Source organism: Nostoc sp. LEGE 12454, from assembly GCF_056620565.1.
In genome coordinates, this window is record NZ_JBWQXL010000003.1 from 29,458 (window position 1) to 45,255 (window position 15,798).

14 protein-coding genes are annotated in these 15,798 nt (G+C 42.0%); 8 read left to right on the forward strand and 6 right to left on the reverse strand.

Going from position 1 to position 15,798, the window contains the following annotated elements; all coding sequences use genetic code 11:
- Window positions 1-64 precede the first annotated feature (64 nt).
- Window positions 65-1,762, forward strand: a complete 1,698-nt coding sequence (locus AC1F2U_RS04255) for a SpoIID/LytB domain-containing protein (protein ID WP_480259984.1) — start codon at window positions 65-67, stop codon at window positions 1,760-1,762.
- Between the two features lie 269 nt (window positions 1,763-2,031).
- Here AC1F2U_RS04255 and AC1F2U_RS04260 read toward each other — a convergent pair whose 3' ends face one another.
- Entirely contained in the window at window positions 2,032-2,331 is a 300-nt protein-coding gene (locus tag AC1F2U_RS04260) for a ferredoxin (protein ID WP_480259985.1), read from the reverse strand.
- A 625-nt stretch (window positions 2,332-2,956) separates the two neighbouring features.
- Between AC1F2U_RS04260 and AC1F2U_RS04265 the strand changes: the two genes are divergently transcribed.
- Together AC1F2U_RS04265 and map are read left to right on the forward strand one after the other, a co-directional pair.
- Window positions 2,957-3,973: a Gfo/Idh/MocA family protein gene (locus AC1F2U_RS04265; protein ID WP_480259986.1), complete on the forward strand. Its 1,017-nt coding sequence runs from the start codon at window positions 2,957-2,959 to the stop codon at window positions 3,971-3,973.
- Window positions 3,973-4,758 (forward strand): type I methionyl aminopeptidase, encoded by a 786-nt coding sequence (map, locus tag AC1F2U_RS04270; RefSeq protein ID WP_335001411.1) that lies wholly within the window; start codon window positions 3,973-3,975, stop codon window positions 4,756-4,758. The genes AC1F2U_RS04265 and map overlap by 1 nt, the downstream gene beginning before the upstream one ends.
- Before the next feature lie 200 nt (window positions 4,759-4,958).
- Here map and AC1F2U_RS04275 read toward each other — a convergent pair whose 3' ends face one another.
- The 4 genes from AC1F2U_RS04275 to psaK form a co-directional block, all read right to left on the reverse strand.
- On the reverse strand, window positions 4,959-6,881 hold the full coding sequence (locus AC1F2U_RS04275; protein ID WP_480259987.1) for a M48 family metallopeptidase: 1,923 nt from the start codon (window positions 6,879-6,881) through the stop codon (window positions 4,959-4,961).
- Between the two features lie 6 nt (window positions 6,882-6,887).
- Entirely contained in the window at window positions 6,888-7,475 is a 588-nt protein-coding gene (locus tag AC1F2U_RS04280; protein ID WP_322675516.1) for a LemA family protein, read from the reverse strand.
- 464 nt (window positions 7,476-7,939) lie between these two features.
- Entirely contained in the window at window positions 7,940-8,191 is a 252-nt protein-coding gene (locus tag AC1F2U_RS04285; protein WP_480259988.1) for a hypothetical protein, read from the reverse strand.
- A gap of 116 nt (window positions 8,192-8,307) precedes the next feature.
- Window positions 8,308-8,568: a photosystem I reaction center subunit PsaK gene (psaK, locus tag AC1F2U_RS04290; protein WP_480259989.1), complete on the reverse strand. Its 261-nt coding sequence runs from the start codon at window positions 8,566-8,568 to the stop codon at window positions 8,308-8,310.
- A 579-nt stretch (window positions 8,569-9,147) separates the two neighbouring features.
- On the opposite strand from psaK, the gene AC1F2U_RS04295 reads away from it, so the two are divergent.
- The 5 genes from AC1F2U_RS04295 to AC1F2U_RS04315 all read left to right on the forward strand — a co-directional run bounded on the left by AC1F2U_RS04295 (window position 9,148) and on the right by AC1F2U_RS04315 (window position 14,869).
- Window positions 9,148-10,458: an efflux RND transporter periplasmic adaptor subunit gene (locus AC1F2U_RS04295; RefSeq protein WP_480259990.1), complete on the forward strand. Its 1,311-nt coding sequence runs from the start codon at window positions 9,148-9,150 to the stop codon at window positions 10,456-10,458.
- A 615-nt stretch (window positions 10,459-11,073) separates the two neighbouring features.
- The gene (locus AC1F2U_RS04300) at window positions 11,074-11,517 is read left to right on the forward strand and encodes a hypothetical protein (protein ID WP_480259991.1); all 444 of its coding nucleotides are present in this window, start codon (window positions 11,074-11,076) and stop codon (window positions 11,515-11,517) included.
- A 489-nt stretch (window positions 11,518-12,006) separates the two neighbouring features.
- On the forward strand, window positions 12,007-12,747 hold the full coding sequence (locus AC1F2U_RS04305) for an SDR family oxidoreductase (RefSeq protein WP_480259992.1): 741 nt from the start codon (window positions 12,007-12,009) through the stop codon (window positions 12,745-12,747).
- A 75-nt stretch (window positions 12,748-12,822) separates the two neighbouring features.
- Complete coding sequence (locus AC1F2U_RS04310; protein ID WP_480259993.1) at window positions 12,823-13,917, forward strand: alkene reductase; 1,095 nt, start codon at window positions 12,823-12,825, stop codon at window positions 13,915-13,917.
- A gap of 238 nt (window positions 13,918-14,155) precedes the next feature.
- A complete protein-coding gene (locus AC1F2U_RS04315) occupies window positions 14,156-14,869 on the forward strand; it encodes a rubrerythrin family protein (RefSeq protein WP_480259994.1) in 714 nt (237 codons plus the stop codon).
- A 269-nt stretch (window positions 14,870-15,138) separates the two neighbouring features.
- On the opposite strand, the gene AC1F2U_RS04320 is transcribed toward AC1F2U_RS04315, so the two are convergent.
- Window positions 15,139-15,714: a TMEM175 family protein gene (locus tag AC1F2U_RS04320; RefSeq protein WP_480259995.1), complete on the reverse strand. Its 576-nt coding sequence runs from the start codon at window positions 15,712-15,714 to the stop codon at window positions 15,139-15,141.
- Window positions 15,715-15,798 lie beyond the last annotated feature (84 nt).

Below are 15,798 nucleotides of genomic sequence, written 5' to 3' on the forward strand. Positions count from 1 at the left end.
ATTATGACTTCGTTTTGCAACTAGTATTTAGGGCAAAATTGGTAATGGTATCATTGGAGCATTCATGCGACAAAAAAACCGCGCTACAAAGCAATTGGAAAATCAGCTCCAACGACGCATTAAGGGGCAGAAGACGCTTGAGTACTCGCTATCGCTTCCCTATCAGGTAGCCATGAAATTTTCGTTTTGGCGTTTTCCCCACGCTGTACTTACAACATTTTGTCTATTGGGACTGACTGCTGCATCAGGGCCTGAGAGCAACATCCAGGATATAGAACTTAAAATTGGGATTGTGCAACGATTTGGCGCCGAAGCCACAGCCAAGCTGCAACTGGAACCCATAAAAGGCGATCGCTTAAAGCTAAAATTTCAAGCGGGCAATAAGCAGCAAGTCCTGTTTACTAAGAATCCTGTAAAGCTGGAAACAGTCATGCAAGCTTTACCACAGTCAGCAGTCGAAGAAGTAGTCGTTTTGGGCACATACCGCACCTTTGAAACTGCGGAAGACAGTGCTAATAAATGGCGTTCTCTAGGAATGGAAGTGGAAATAGCCCAGCCAGAACGCTGGCAGGTTTGGGCTAAACGAGATGTTTACAGCACCCCTTTACTGCGACGCTTGTTATTACAAAACATCCAAGCTTCTACCCAAGAAAAAGTATATCTTGATACTAAAGTTTTGAAGCAAGTGCCGCGAGTGAGTTGGGTGGTGGATGGTAATCGCTATAGCCCGAATGATTTGGAAATTAGCACTGATAAAAATTTGATTCGGGTAAATAAAAGCGAAAAACCAGAGTTTGCTCGTCTTTATGCCGGTCGAATGAATTTGCAGCCAAATTCTTATGGCACATACACTCTAGTTAACCAAGTACCTTTAGAAACTTATTTGCGTGGGGTTGTACCTTACGAAATAGGAACAGATGCCCCAAAAGCGGCGCTAGAAGCTCAGGCAATTCTTGCTCGGACTTATGCCTTGCGAAATTTACGTAGGTTTGCGGCAGACAATTATCAGTTGTGTGCTGATACTCACTGCCAAGTTTATTATGGGTTGAAGGGAGCAGCTGCCAAAACAGACCAAGCGATCGCCTCAACTAAGGGTAAAGTCCTAACTTATAAAAATGAACTCGTAGACGCCCTGTATTCTTCTACCACTGGTGGCGTCACCGCTTCCTTTAGCGATGTCTGGAATGGCGAAGATCGTCCCTATCTGCGCCCTGTACTGGATGCTCCGACTAATTTTTGGGACTTATCTAAGCAGAATTTAGCAGATGAAAAGAATTTTCAGAAATTTATTAATACGCAACAAGGATTTAATGAAAGCAAGTGGGATATGTTTCGTTGGCATAAGGAAACGCCTTTAAAAGATATTATCAAGGACTTGCAGAAGTTTTTACAGGTGACAAACAGTCCCCATGCCAAATTTAAGACAATTCAGGCTATGGCAGTAGTGGAGCGCAGCCAGAGTGGACGTATCCTGGAACTTGCGGTTAAAACCGATCGCAGTACCTTTATTTTGCACAAAGACGAAGTTCGCAGTGCTTTTGCCGCTCCTACAAGTACGCTTTTTTACATCGAACCCCTGAATAAAGGCAAACCAGAACTCTGGGGATACGCTTTTATTGGTGGTGGATTAGGACATGGAGTCGGATTGAGTCAAACTGGCGCTCAAAATTTAGCGAAACTAGGTTGGTCAAGTCCAAAAATCCTCCAATTTTACTATCCTGGTACTCAGATTCAAATTCTCAATAAAGAGACTAAGCTTTAAGCTTATTGGCATTCAAGTTGCATCTTTCGCTAGGAGTCGGGAGTTAAGACGAGACAAAAAGTAGACAGGAAACTCCATACTTAAAAAATTAAGCAGGAACACAACATTTACTGTGTTCCTGCCCACGATCAAATTAGACCTTTTGTCAAAGTCGCCTTCAGAGGTACACACGGCATTGCATTGCAAGGGTGTTAACTCTAGATATCCAGTTTGTATTTTGTCAACATTAGTAACTCTTGCAAGAGGTTTATGTTTGAGTCGCTTAACTCTTAGTAAAGGTCTTCTTCTTTGTGAGTTTCGATGGTTATGTCAGAGGTTGGGTAGGCGACACAAGTCAGTACATATCCTTTCTCTATTTGTTCATCATCTAAGAATGACTGGTCACTCTGATCGACAGTACCCTTGACGATTTTACCTGCACAGGTCGAGCAAGCACCAGCGCGGCAAGAATAAGGCAAGTCAAGACCACCTTCTTCAGCAGCATCTAGAATATAAGTATCGTCATCAACATCAATTGTTGTGTTAAGTCCTTCAGCCTCGTTGATTAGTGTCACTTTATAAGTTGGCATTGAGTAATCCTCTCTTTTGCGAACGGCAGTATAAGTTATCTTAAGGCAAAGGTCACGGCTGTTCTGTGGGATTAGCCGTTGGTTTAAATTTGCTTCAATTCTGATACTACGAGAAAAATTAAACGATGTGACTGGAAATTGAACCCGATTAGTAATGAAATTTAGTTACTTAATCCCGATAAGTTTTATTTATATTATTTTCGACCCTAGTCAGGTTGTGATTAGAAAAAGTTATATACTTAAAATGTAAACATGAGTAAGATTAATGTTACCGATCTTTTGGAGAACTTACGTAGAAGAGATTCCTCAACTCCTTTAAAAAATAGGGCTGTTTCATTTCTAATCTGATTTAAATGCGCCCGTTATAACAGTAGAGATGTAATTTTTCTTTTGCCATTTTTTTGTTCGTGATATTGACAAATTTCTGAAATTATGGATAAAAAAGGGCTTTTGTTTTGAAGTCTTTCTTTTTAAATACACGTAATTCTATCTAGCTTCAAATAAAGTCTTATCGATCCTTGAGAGGGTAGGACGAATGTTGTAGAGTCTAGACTGGTGAACCCCATGAAGAGAGAATCTGACTACTAGAAGCGTGGGAAGATCGAAAACAGAACTAATGAGGATCATGTATAATTCAGAAGCAGCTTTGGAAAAAGCAAGAGTGCGTGTAGGTTTGGTAGGTACTGGGTATGCGGCAAAGTTTCGAACTGAGGCATTGCTTCATGATGAGCGATCGCACATAGTCGCAGTTGTTGGTCATACAAGAGAAAAAACCGAAACCTTTGCCAGAGAGTACCAGATTGAAGTCTTAAGTACTTGGCAAGAGCTAGTAGGGCGTGAAGATATAGACCTAGTAGCGATCTCCACTGTTAATCGAGATCATGGTGCGATCGCTCGTGCAGCACTTAGCAACGGCAAACATGTAATTGTAGAGTATCCTCTTTCGTTGGATGTATTTGAAGCTGAGGAACTGATTGCCTTAGCCAAAGCACAACAAAAACTCCTGCACGTTGAACATCTGGAACTTTTAGGTGGTTTGCATCAAGCTTTGAAGCAAAACTTAGACAAAGTTGGTGAGGTGTTTTATGTTCGCTACAGCACCATCAATTCTCAAAATCCTGCACCCCGCAAATGGACTTATAACCACGAGTTGTTCGGCTTTCCCTTAATTGGTGCCCTGTCTCGCCTACATCGCCTCATCGATTTATTTGGTACAGTATTTACTGTTAACTGTCACCAGCGATATTGGGAAATAGAACCGGAATACTACCGAACTTGTTTCTGCACTAGTGAACTGTCCTTTAACAGTGGACTTTTAGCCCAAGTAGTGTACGGCAAAGGCGAAAGTATTTGGCAATCAGAACGCAAGTTTGAAGTTCACGGTGAAAAAGGTGGTTTAATTTTTGATGGCGACACCGGAATATTCGTCCAGCCAGGGGAAACAACACCTATAGAGGTTGGGCCTCGTCGGGGTTTGTTCGCCAAAGATACGAGTATGGTGTTAGACCATCTTTTTGATGGAACTCCTTTGTACGTTACCCCAGAGGAAAGCTTGTATACCCTCAAGGTTGCTGATACTGCACAAAGAGCTGCACAGACAGGCTTAACTATGTTTATGAAAGATACTTTAGATAAAAGTTAATGAAAACTGAACTAATTGTTATTTTATCCCAACGAGAAATAGAGAAAATGCGTCAAGCTGGGCGTTTAGCAGCTAAACTTCTTCAGCATCTAGAACCCTTTGTGAAACCAGGGGTTAGCACTCTCGAACTAAATGATGAAGCCGAACGTTGGACGCAAGCGCATGGAGCAAAAAGCGCACCCCTTGGCTATAAGGGTTATCCTAAATCGATTTGCACCAGTGTAAATGAGGTAATTTGTCACGGCATTCCCAACGCCAAGCAAATTCTTAAAGAAGGTGACATCATTAATATTGATGTCACACCGATTGTTGAAGGTTATCACGGCGATACATCCAAAACATTTTTTGTTGGTTCTCCTTCCCCAAAAACGAGAAAGCTGGTAGAGGTGACAGAAGAGTGTTTGCGTCTAGGTATTGCTGAAGTTAAACCTGGGGCACGCATTGGCGATATTGGTGCAGCCATTCAAGAGTATGCTGAAGGGCAAGGCTTTTCTGTAGTGCGAGATTTCGTTGGCCACGGCATCAGTAATATTTTCCATACTGCGCCGGATGTTCCCCACTATGGCACACGCGGTAAGGGCAAGCGCCTCAGACCAGGGATGGTTTTTACCATTGAGCCAATGATTAATGAAGGTACTTACGAAGTCGAAGTTCTCAGCGATAAATGGACGGCGGTAACGCGCGATCGCAAGCTTTCTGCTCAATGCGAGCATACCTTAGCTGTAACTGAAGATGGGGTTGAAATCCTTACCTTACCTGAAGGCGAGAATTACTGGGCTGTATGATTAATAATTAATTAGGACTTACGCAAAATAATGAAAAAACGAACCGCCTTCTCTTCGAGAGGCTTTCGCCAACGCGTTAGCGTCTCCCCTTGGAAGAAGGACGCAAAGGACGCAGAGAAATAAGAGTTTTAGAGAGTTATTGCGTAAGCCCTGTTAATAATTCATAATTATGGGATTTGCAACTTGATTAGGGACTTCCGTCACTTATGAGGTTGTTTCTGTTTTGAAAGACTAGGCTGAGGATTTAAAAATGGGGGGATGGGACACTCTAGCGTCATGGCGATCGCTCTGAGTAAATCTGCTTCTGAAGGAGTAACTTTGTTATCTAATAGTACCGTGTGAGCGCAAGCATCAACAATAGCTTGTTTGAGTTTGGGAGTGGCAAGACGCAGGCGCTCAATACTTTTCTTTAGTTCAGTAAAATTACAACTTAATGGCATTTCTGGTTTTTCTTGCTCTCCGGCTTTGGGAAGTCGAAAAACTCCAGAACGAAAAGCATAGGCGATGTCTTCAGTAGACGCATCAGGTTGGGAGTGTCCGACACGAGCAATTACGGACAATATTAATAGACTATCTGGCCAAATCTGTTCGATGGAGGTGAATTCTACGGTTGTAGTAGATGCAGGATTTATACTAGGTTGCAGACGATGCCACAGTATTAACTGCAACACAAAATGCCACAGCGATAAACTTCCCGTGGCTACAACTAAACCGTGGACGCATTTGCATAGCCTTTGGCATTCTTTGGCAGAGTTTTGGCGCAATATAGGCACTGCCAAATCCACAAGTGGCAAGCGAATTCTGGGATCTAACTGACTAATTTCGCTACTTAGTTCCAAGGTTTTCTCTACCAAATCAGCAGGCTGTACCTCTCGTAACCAAGCAATTTGACGTTCTTGATTTTGGAGATTCTCCGTATCTAAAGCTAGCGCCAAAGCGATCGCCATTGCACTTTCCTGCTCCCGCGCACCCAAACGCAAAGATTCTGGTAACTGCGATAACAGCGCTTGAGCATGGGCAAAATGCTCTGGTGTAACGCTTCCAACTTGGTTTACAACCTGTTTTGGTGTGGCGTTAGAACTACCAGCAAAGCCCATTGTTAGGGATTCTTGGGAAGGGGAACGCATCTGATTGCGAGATGGCATTGCTGCTAAATTGCTGACGTTCAAACCCCCAACGCGGCGGATACGTTCTGCTAAAGGTGGGTGGGTAGAAAACATATCTTCCCAGAAAGAGGGGTTGAGGGCATTGCCGAAAAACATGTGGCTAGAGGCTTCTGCACCCGGCGATATTAACCGTGAATCCATCTGTTGGAGTTTTTGGAAGACTCCGGTAAGCCCGTTGGGGTTGCGAGTGAACTGTACGGCTGAAGCATCAGCGAGAAATTCGCGTTGGCGAGAGACGGCGGCTTTAATCAAGCGTCCACAAAGTAATCCGATACCGCCAATGGCCATTAGTGCCAAACCAAACGCCCAGATAGGTAAACCCTTGTCTTCCTTTCCTAAACGGAAGCTACCGCGAATTTGCCACAGCAACTCCCCAGTTAAATAAATGAACAAAATCCCATGCAATAGTCCCACCAAACGCAAATTTAGCCGCATATCTCCATTGAGAATATGGCTGAATTCGTGGCCGATAACTCCTTGTAGTTCATCCCGGCTCAAGTTTTCCAAAGTTCCACGGGTAACTCCAATTACTGCATCATTGGGCGTAAATCCGGCAGCAAAGGCATTAATGCTGGTTTCTCTGTCGAGGAGATAAACTTGTGGGACAGAAATACCAGAAGCGATCGCCATTTCCTCGACAATATTTAATAGTTGTCGCCCTTGTTCGTCGGCCATTTCTGGTAGCAGGAGTCTTCCTCCTAACTCTTGGGCAATGACGCTTCCGCCCTGCCGGAGACAAGCAATTTTATACAAACTTCCGATTGCGATCGCAATTATTGTAATCCCAGCTACGTAAATAAATAACCCTGGATGCCACCAAACACGAGGAGCCATGCGAAACAGAAATAAACTGGCAATATAAATTGCCATAATCATGACTGCGATCGACAAAGAAAATAATCCGATTAATTGTTGCGTATTTTGGCGTGCCCGATCCTGATGTTCAAAGAAGTTCATAGACACCTAAAAAGATACGCGTGGAGCATTTCTTATTTCTGGGGTAGCTTCGGGGAGCAATTCTGCAACAGTAAAGTTAAATGTATTTGCTACAAGGTTGCTGGGAAAAGATTCGCTCTTGGTGTTGTAAAGTGTCACCGCGTCATTAAAAGCCTGACGTGCAAAAGCAATCCGGTTTTCAGTGGAAGATAATTCCTCCATTACCTGAGTCATGGCGCGATCGGCTTTCAATTCTGGATAAGATTCTGAAAGTACCATCAACCGACTTAACGCACCCGTCAGCGCCCCTTCAGCATTGCCCAACTGTTGCATTGCTTGGGGATCTCCAGGATTTTGTACCGCACGACTGCTAGCATTAATTGCAGAATTCCGGGCGGCAATAACTGCTTCTAAGGTTTCTCGCTCATGTTTCATGTACCCTTTGGCAGTTTCCACCAAGTTGGGAATTAAATCATAGCGGCGCTGTAATTGAACGTCGATTTGAGAATAAGCATTTTTGTAACGGTTGCGATACTTAACTAAATCGTTGTAGGCATTAATGATAATTACAGCAACAATGGCAACTAAAGCAACAGAAAATATTAAAAGCCCCATATTTTTAGATTATTTCCATCAGATACTTACTTTTTTACAGCTTTACCAATTACGGTAATCCTGATATCCAGCAGAATTTATGTGGATATAAAGATGAGTCTACTTGTAGCGAGTTGGCTTCGTCGTCTGTAAAATTAGTTACGCAAGTTTACTGATGTAGGATTTTTTAAATAACCGCAGAGGCGCAGAGAACGCAGAGTGAAATAAACACAGAGACAAGAGAAATAATTTACAACAATTCCAAACTATTTGTGAACTCTAAGTATTTAGGCATAAATAAATTAAAGTTTGTAGTAAGGACTTTAGTCCTGATAATCCTTGCTCTGAGCGAGAAATCACTCACTACAAACTAAGAGTTTATTTTATTGTATTTAATTATGTCTACCTACTTACCTACTTATCATCTCTCTTTTCTCTGTGTACTTTGCGCCTCTGTGGTCGATTAAAAATTCTAGCCAGATATATCACCTATGAATCTGAATAAATAGAGAATAACCACTGACAGCAAAAATAAAAAGGATGGCGGTAGGAAAAATTACTACATCCCTGACAATAAATAAAATCCAATCTTTTCTTAGTTCTTGTTTAAACTTGAGTTCTCGCAGTTTTCGCTCAAGTTCTACGTCTTCTTCTGACTGCAAGTTGACAGGTGGCAAAATTAGCGGATTATCGCCTTTGCTGGCAATTCTTTTTGATAAATCTGTTATATCTGTCATGCCGTTGAGATACTGATATTACTTAGTGTCTCATAAAAAAGAGCCAGAGAACTAACTCTCTGGCTCAAAGCTGGAGACAAAAGAATCATCAAATAAAGGCTAACTTGGGTAAGAACCTAAATTCTTCCCAGGTTATGCAGCCCTAAAATAGTGCCCACACCTAAGATATGGCCAAAGGCAGCACTTGCTATAAAGGCTGGTAAACCAAAATTACCAAGGAAATTGGCTGAGGGTAGTTTTGGTTCTGCATTGGGATACTTGATGCTAGATTTGCCAAAGGCAATGGCAACGATATTAGCAATAATCATAATCAGTCCAACTGTAGGACTCCATTGCAGAGGTGTAGTTGCAGCAGCGAGTAAGGTTGAAGTCAACACCTAGATTTGCTCCTGAAATTTATTAATGGTTGAAAACATAATCTGAAATTTTCCGAAGCAAATTCAAGAAATTACCCGATTTTGCATCAATATTTAACAGTTATTCTTACTACTTAATACAATATGAGTTCAACGCAGCGAGCTGATTGTGGTAGCTAGTTTGAATTTCAATGTCTGAAATAAGCGAACTGTTAGTATTGATTTATACTTTCTGTAGAATTAAGAAGTAAAATACGCTTTATATCTGGGTAACAGACTTAATTTGCGTACCTCACGAACTTGAAATCTGCTGTAGATAAAAGTGATTCCGATAAAATTATGTCAATGTATCTATAGAAATCTGTGCAGGAGTTATGAACAAAATCATCCCTAACTTTTTGAAAGATACAGTTGAACTCAGAAATTTAAGGAGCGGATTCACCTTTTGGTAGATTTAGACAGAATCATCAAAACTGTATATTTGGATGAGGTAACACATAATTTGCTGCAAAACCTCGTGCTAAATCAGTAATTTCAAGAACGACAGATGAAATTTTGATTGAATTCTAGTTAATTTGTTCCTTAAGTTCCTCAAAAGCCATGACATCCCCTGAGCCTCAAACTGATTTTGGAGAAAAAGCTCCACAAACGTCATTTGAGCCACCTTCTGGAAAACGGCGGTGGCTTTGGTTGAGTTTAGCCGCACTCTTATTATTAGGGGGCGGAGCAGCTATAGTTTGGCGTTTACTCACTCCACAAAATTCAGCACCTTCAAATGCTAACGTTCAACCTCAAGGGGTAAGAGTCAAAATATCAACAGTACAAAGCGGCATAATTGAGGAAAGTTCAGATTTTATTGCGAGTCTAAAATCCCTGCGCTCAGTCACGCTTCAGCCGAGAATTCAGGGTCAAGTTACCCAGATACTTGTAAAATCGGGAGATCCAATTGTCGAAGGAGCGGCAATTGTCCAAGTCGATTCTACACCACAGGCAGCGATCGCTAAGAATAATCCTGTGCCTCAAGCATTTTTAATGCAACTGGCAAATGCCCGCGCCACACTCAAATCTTTAGAAACAGAACGACCCTCATACGTTGCGAATCTGCAATTGTACCAGCAGAACTACGAAAAGTTTGTCAGCCTAGCTGAACAAGGAGCCGTGTCTCGACAGACTAGCAATCAGTTTGCTAATCGTCTTGCCAATGCTAAGACTAGTTTGGATGCAATAGATTCGAGGATTCAAGCACAACGAGCCACCATCTTGCAGGCTGAAAAATCTTTGCAGCAATCGAATGTAAATGCTCAAACACAACAGCCCCAGTCTGACAAAATTACCGCTCCTTTTAGTGGCACAGTTGGCAACATCCCTGTGAAAGTCGGTGATTTAGTTAATACTTCTACACCATTAGTTAATATCACGCAAAATCGACCTTTAGAAGTGAATATCTCTGTGCCGCTACAACAAGGGCCCCAATTGCGTAAGGGTATGCCAGTAGAGGTGATGAACACGCAAGGTCAAAAGCTTGGTAGAAGTAGGATATTTTTTATTGCACCTAATGCCAGCAATGAAACACAAACGATACTGATTAAAGCACTGTTTGACAACACTAATGGTCAGCTACGCGCAGATCAATTGGTCAGGGCTAGAGTGTTCTGGAATCAGCGCCCCGGAGTTTTAATTCCCACAACAGCAATGACTCGTATAGGCGGGGACACTTTTGTTTATGTAGTTGAAACAGAGACATCTCCCCAAAGTGTATCCCAACAAGTAGCTCGGCAAAGGCGAGTAAAGCTAGGCGAGATCAAAGATAATAATTACCAAGTTATTGAAGGATTACAGCCAGAAGATAAAGTTATTATTTCAGGGTTGCTCAATCTCAGGGATGGTGTTGCGATCGTTCCAGAATTTTAATTAAGGGGAGTAGCACTTCGACTCCTTTCAACTTCGCTACCTCGGCTTCACCCTTCTCTACGAGAGGCTGCACTTCGACTACGCTCTGTTACCACGCCAACGGCTACGCTCAGGACAGGCTCGGCACAAGTCAAGGCAAGTCGCTCTGTTATCGAGGAGCAGGGAGAAGTCTCAATCTTCTCTTCTACCAATCTTCATCCAAGAGCGTTACTATAGCGATCGCTCTTGGTTGGAGAACTTATAAAGTAGTCTCTAGATGCCTATCTATGCAACACACTCTGAACTCACTTCCATTTTTTTGGTGACATTTTAAGATATAACTCGTTTTGTCAATAGTGATTACGCTGTAAATTATCATGCTATCGAGTATCTACTTAAGGTTTATACTAAATTTTATGGCAAGGATGAACGATGTTTTTAAATATGCGTAGGCGTAGCTAGTCTTGTCTATGAAACGCTATGCGAAAGCATCACAGGCTGGAAATTTACGTTTGTAACCTCGATTTTGACTAAATTTAATCACCACTACTTATTGGTGACAGGTTAATGACCTTAACCTGTCACCAATGAGTAAAAGTAAGCAATTACTTGATTACATAACAGAGGTAGACAATTATGTCAGTGAAAATCATCCAATCTAAGTTTGGTTTTGTTTTAACTTGTTTACTTGGACAAATAATGTTGTTGGCTGCGCCAGTACAAGCTGGAGTGGAGGGCAAAAGCTACGATGTCAATTTTAAGCCGAGTCAGGGAGAAAATTTTACTGCTTGTTTGGAATTTAACGCCAATGGTAGCAGCCTTCGCTTTAGTAATGGTAGCAGCCTTCCCTTTGATATAAGAGATGCTACTTATAGCCGTACAAATCTAGGTCGGGATCAGAGAAATTGGCAAGCAGTAACAAATCCAAGTTCAGAAGAAAGTATCGCACTTAGCGGTCAAGTAAGAGGAGACTTGGTTCCAGATCGGAGGATAAGTGGTAATGGTATTAATGCCAACGGCACTACTTATACATTTAATGGAACACTCTTATCTGAGCCAACATGTCCAATTGAGAATTAATCCGAGATAGGTTCAGAAAATCCCTTCTTAAAATAATTTAATCTACGCAGATATGATAAACCAGATGAGCTTTTGGTTAGCGAAGACAGACAATTTATAAAAGATGTTTGTAGACTATGGTCAAGACAATACCTGTGTCATCAGCACTTAAATTCTGTCAAGTTCGGTAGGGCGTAGTTTACTACCGTAGGCATTGTGTTTAGCTCAATGAAGACTCAGAAATTCGATTTAGCTCAACATATTCAACAATATTCGCCAAGCCGTAGCAAATCTAATCTGCTGTGAAAATGCCGCCAAGAGGACACGTATCTTCACCTTTTGCAAAGTATTTTCATTTCTCCCGCCTGAGAGTTACTTGAATTCACTGGCGGGATTTTTGCTGGAATGAAGTCGGAAGTTTTAGCAGCGATCGCTAAATTTAATCTTGGTACAAGTACCTTTAACAATAGATAATCACTTTAGTTAACCAAAATTAAACTCGATTAATCTATGGCATCATTAACAGGGAAGGTTGCAATTATCACTGGTGCATCGCGGGGAATTGGACGAGCGATCGCACTCAAGTTAGCTGGTAACGGCGCATCTATTGTCGTCAACTATGCGGGGAATGTAGGCAAAGCACAAGAAGTTGTTGCAGAAATTGAAAAGTTGGGAGTAGAGGCGATCGCTATCCAAGCTGATATTAGCAAAGTACCCGACATCCAACGGTTATTTGAACAAACACTTGAACGTTTTGGTAAAGTCGATATTTTGGTCAACAATGCCGGAATTGCCTTCTATAAACCAATTACTGAGGTGACAGAAGAAGATTTCGACGCGATTTTTGCCATTAATGTCAAAGGCACTTATTTTACTTGCCAACAAGCCACGCAACACATGTCAGAAGGAGGACGGATTATCAACTTTTCCTCATCTACTACGGCGATGATGCTGCCAACTTATAGTGCTTATGTAGGAACCAAGGGTGCTGTTGAACAAATCACGCGGGTACTAGCTAAAGAATTAGGTGCAAAAGCGATCGCAGTTAATGTTATTTCTCCTGGCCCCACCGATACAGAACTATTCCGAGAAGGCAAAACACAAGAACAGATAGATCGTTTAGCCCAAATGGCTGCTTTTGGCAAACTGGGAGATGTGCAAGAAATCGCCGATGTAGTAGCGTTTCTTGCTAGCGACGAAGCTAGGTGGATCACTGGGCAAAACATCCGTGTCAACGGTGGAATCGCGTGAGGAAAAGCTCTCCTAACGATCCCCGTTTTAAAACCTCACTCAGTAATCTGCAACGCCGTAATAGAAATTTAAGCCATGAATTCCAATATCAATCTTTTCACACCAGTTCGGCTTGGCCCTTATACCCTACCAAACCGAATCGTAATGGCACCGATGACACGTTTACGGGCAATTGCAAGCATCCCCAACTCGCTAATGGCAACTTACTACACCCAACGCGCCAGTGCTGGACTGATCGTTACCGAATGTACAATGGTTTCCCCCCTGAGTTTAGGATACATTAACTGCCCAGGAATTTACTCAGAAGAACAAGTGGCAGGATGGCAGTTGATAACTAATGCAGTACACGAACAAGGGGGCAGAATTTTTTTGCAACTTTGGCATTCTGGGAGAGTTTCTCACTCAGCTTTACTTAATGGAGAATTGCCAGTTGCTCCCAGTGCGATCGCAGGGATTGGCTCACTCCACACACCTATAGGTAAAGTATCGTTGGAAACTCCCCGCGCTTTAGAAACCCCAGAAATTTCCGAGATTGTTGAGCAATTCCGCAAAGGTGCCGAAAATGCTTTGGCAGCTGGTTTTGATGGGATTGAACTTCACGGTGCATTTGGCTATTTAATCGACCAATTTCTCCAAAATGGCTCGAACCAGCGGACAGATGAGTATGGCGGTTCAATAGAAAAGCGTAGCCGATTCCTTTTAGAAGTTGTGGAAGCAGTCGCTAGCGTTTGGGGTGCAAATCGGGTTGGTATCAAACTTTCACCAAGTAACACTTTTTATGGAATGCATGACTCTAACCCTCAAGAAACTTTTGGTTATGCAATCAATGCTCTTAACCGCTTTGGACTTGCCTATCTTCACCTGATGGAACCGAACGAAGTCGATTTAGCAACCCGCGAAGTCATGAACCCAGTTACACCCTACTTTCGGCAAATATTCCAAGGTACTTTGATTACTAATGGTGGCTACGATCGCCAAACAGGAGATAGCATTCTTGCCAGTAGCAATGCAGATTTAGTTTCTTTTGGCAAGTTATATCTTGCTAATCCTGACTTACCAAAACGCTTAGAACTTAATACGCATTTGAATGCTCCAGATCCAAAAACATTTTATGCCCCTGGTGCTACAGGATACACCGACTATCCATTTTTAGAACTTCAGACAAATTAAAGCAATCACAATCATCTCTAAGTCAAAAATATAATTTGTCAGTTGCACAATTTTTCGGTTTTATAATTGTCCAAGTAGGAGAACACAGCCGTGCTAGCTTCCGATTAAAACGGATTGCTAAATATAGGATGACAAAGTTTGTATAAAGCATTTATAACTTATACAAATAACGGCTGATTATCCGGTTGTAGAGTCTGTGCTTTTGCACTAAATATCACTTATCAGGCATTAAACAATTATGGATTTGTCCAACTTTAGTACACTTCAAAACTTAGAAGCTGCTTTCGGTGGTGAATCGATGGCAAATCGTAAGTATCTGTTTTTCGCTGAGGTGGCGCGTCAACTTGGGTTTACAGACTTGGCGAAACTTTTTAAAGAAACAGCAGATCAAGAAACTGAACACGCTTTTGCACATTTTAAGTTACTACATCCAGAACTTGTCGTAGAAGATGCAACTGCTTTAACTGATGAACAAAAGCGGGAAATTGTATCTCGCTGTTTATCTTTGGCAATTGAAGGCGAGACTTACGAATATACTACAATGTATCCAGAGTTTGCCGCAGATGCCCAACGCGACCGCGATAATCCGGCAGCTGAAGAATTTCTCAAACAAGTTCAAGAATCTACCGATCATGCCAATACATTTCGAGAAGCTGCTCACCGTTTTGGCTTGTTAAAATTCATCGAAAATTACCACGCCGATCGCTACGCTGAAGCCTTAGAAGTATTAAATGGAGGACAAGCAGCAACTAGAGTTGCTGGTGAAGAACCTAAAACTCGGAAATGGATTTGTAAACAATGCAGCATGATTTACGATCCCGTTGCTGGCGATCCTGATTCGGGAATTGCACCTGGTACACCTTTTGAAGAAATTCCTGAAGACTGGGAATGTCCGATTTGCGGTGCTAGCAAAAAAACCTTTAAACCATTTGAAGAAAAAGTTGCAGCTTAAAACGACAATTAATTAGGCAATCTTTTTTAGCATATAAACGCGAAGCGTCTTAAAAGATACTTCGCGTTCTTGATTTTTTATACACGTCATCATTAGACATCTTGCAAAAGTAACTTTTGCTTTCCGGTTAGGGAAAGGTTAAAGGTAAAGGGGAAATTCCATCCCTTTTCCCTTTAACTCTTCCCCTTTCCCCCACTTCTGCAAGAAGTCTATTCATTAGGTAGATGTACAAATTAAATGCGTAACAGTTTAGGTAATTCGTAATTCGTTTAGGAAGTGAAAGTCTTCTCAATACGACGGTCAGGAATCAGCCACATGATTGCGACTAAAACGTACAATGCACAAGCAAACCATGAGTTCACAAAGGCAAGTGGAATTGCCACAGCATAGACAACTACTGATACTTTTCCTTTGAAGTCTTCACCAAGTGCGATCGCTAGAGTCGAATCCTTGCCGTGGTAAGAAATCAGGGTGCGAGTCAGAATGAAGTAAGCGATCGCATTCAACAACAACACCGTACCATAAAGGGCAACTGGCATGGCGGCAAAGTGATTCTCGCCCATCCAACCAGTGACGAAGGGAATTAGCGACAACCAAAACAGCAGATGCAGATTCGCCCAAAGGATACGCCCATTAACCTGTCGTACTGCTTGTAATAGGTGATGGTGATTGTTCCAGTAGATGCCGATATAAATAAAACTCAGCACATAGCTCAGAAATACTGGGATTAGTGGACGTAGCGCAGCTAAATCGAACCCATGCGGCACTTTGATTTCTAGCACCATGATAGTGATGATGATGGCAATCACCCCATCGCTGAATGCTTCTAATCTCCCTTTTCCCATGTACGCATTCCTTTTCTATTTATTTGAGAGTTAAGTTGTGAGACTCTGTACTTTATCGTACCAAGTAGTTGCCATTGATGAAAA

Excerpts from the sequence above, each read along its gene's own strand:
- AC1F2U_RS04255 (WP_480259984.1), top strand. The coding sequence starts at position 65 with ATGCGACAAAAAAACCGCGCTACAAAGCAATTGGAAAATCAGCTCCAA.
- AC1F2U_RS04280 (WP_322675516.1), bottom strand. The coding sequence starts at position 7,475 with ATGGGGCTTTTAATATTTTCTGTTGCTTTAGTTGCCATTGTTGCTGTA.
- AC1F2U_RS04300 (WP_480259991.1), top strand. The coding sequence starts at position 11,074 with ATGTCAGTGAAAATCATCCAATCTAAGTTTGGTTTTGTTTTAACTTGT.
- AC1F2U_RS04310 (WP_480259993.1), top strand. The coding sequence starts at position 12,823 with ATGAATTCCAATATCAATCTTTTCACACCAGTTCGGCTTGGCCCTTAT.
- AC1F2U_RS04320 (WP_480259995.1), bottom strand. The coding sequence starts at position 15,714 with ATGGGAAAAGGGAGATTAGAAGCATTCAGCGATGGGGTGATTGCCATC.
- AC1F2U_RS04305 (WP_480259992.1), top strand. The coding sequence starts at position 12,007 with ATGGCATCATTAACAGGGAAGGTTGCAATTATCACTGGTGCATCGCGG.
- AC1F2U_RS04315 (WP_480259994.1), top strand. The coding sequence starts at position 14,156 with ATGGATTTGTCCAACTTTAGTACACTTCAAAACTTAGAAGCTGCTTTC.
- map (WP_335001411.1), top strand. The coding sequence starts at position 3,973 with ATGAAAACTGAACTAATTGTTATTTTATCCCAACGAGAAATAGAGAAA.
- AC1F2U_RS04260 (WP_480259985.1), bottom strand. The coding sequence starts at position 2,331 with ATGCCAACTTATAAAGTGACACTAATCAACGAGGCTGAAGGACTTAAC.
- AC1F2U_RS04295 (WP_480259990.1), top strand. The coding sequence starts at position 9,148 with ATGACATCCCCTGAGCCTCAAACTGATTTTGGAGAAAAAGCTCCACAA.
- AC1F2U_RS04265 (WP_480259986.1), top strand. The coding sequence starts at position 2,957 with ATGTATAATTCAGAAGCAGCTTTGGAAAAAGCAAGAGTGCGTGTAGGT.
- AC1F2U_RS04275 (WP_480259987.1), bottom strand. The coding sequence starts at position 6,881 with ATGAACTTCTTTGAACATCAGGATCGGGCACGCCAAAATACGCAACAA.
- AC1F2U_RS04285 (WP_480259988.1), bottom strand. The coding sequence starts at position 8,191 with ATGACAGATATAACAGATTTATCAAAAAGAATTGCCAGCAAAGGCGAT.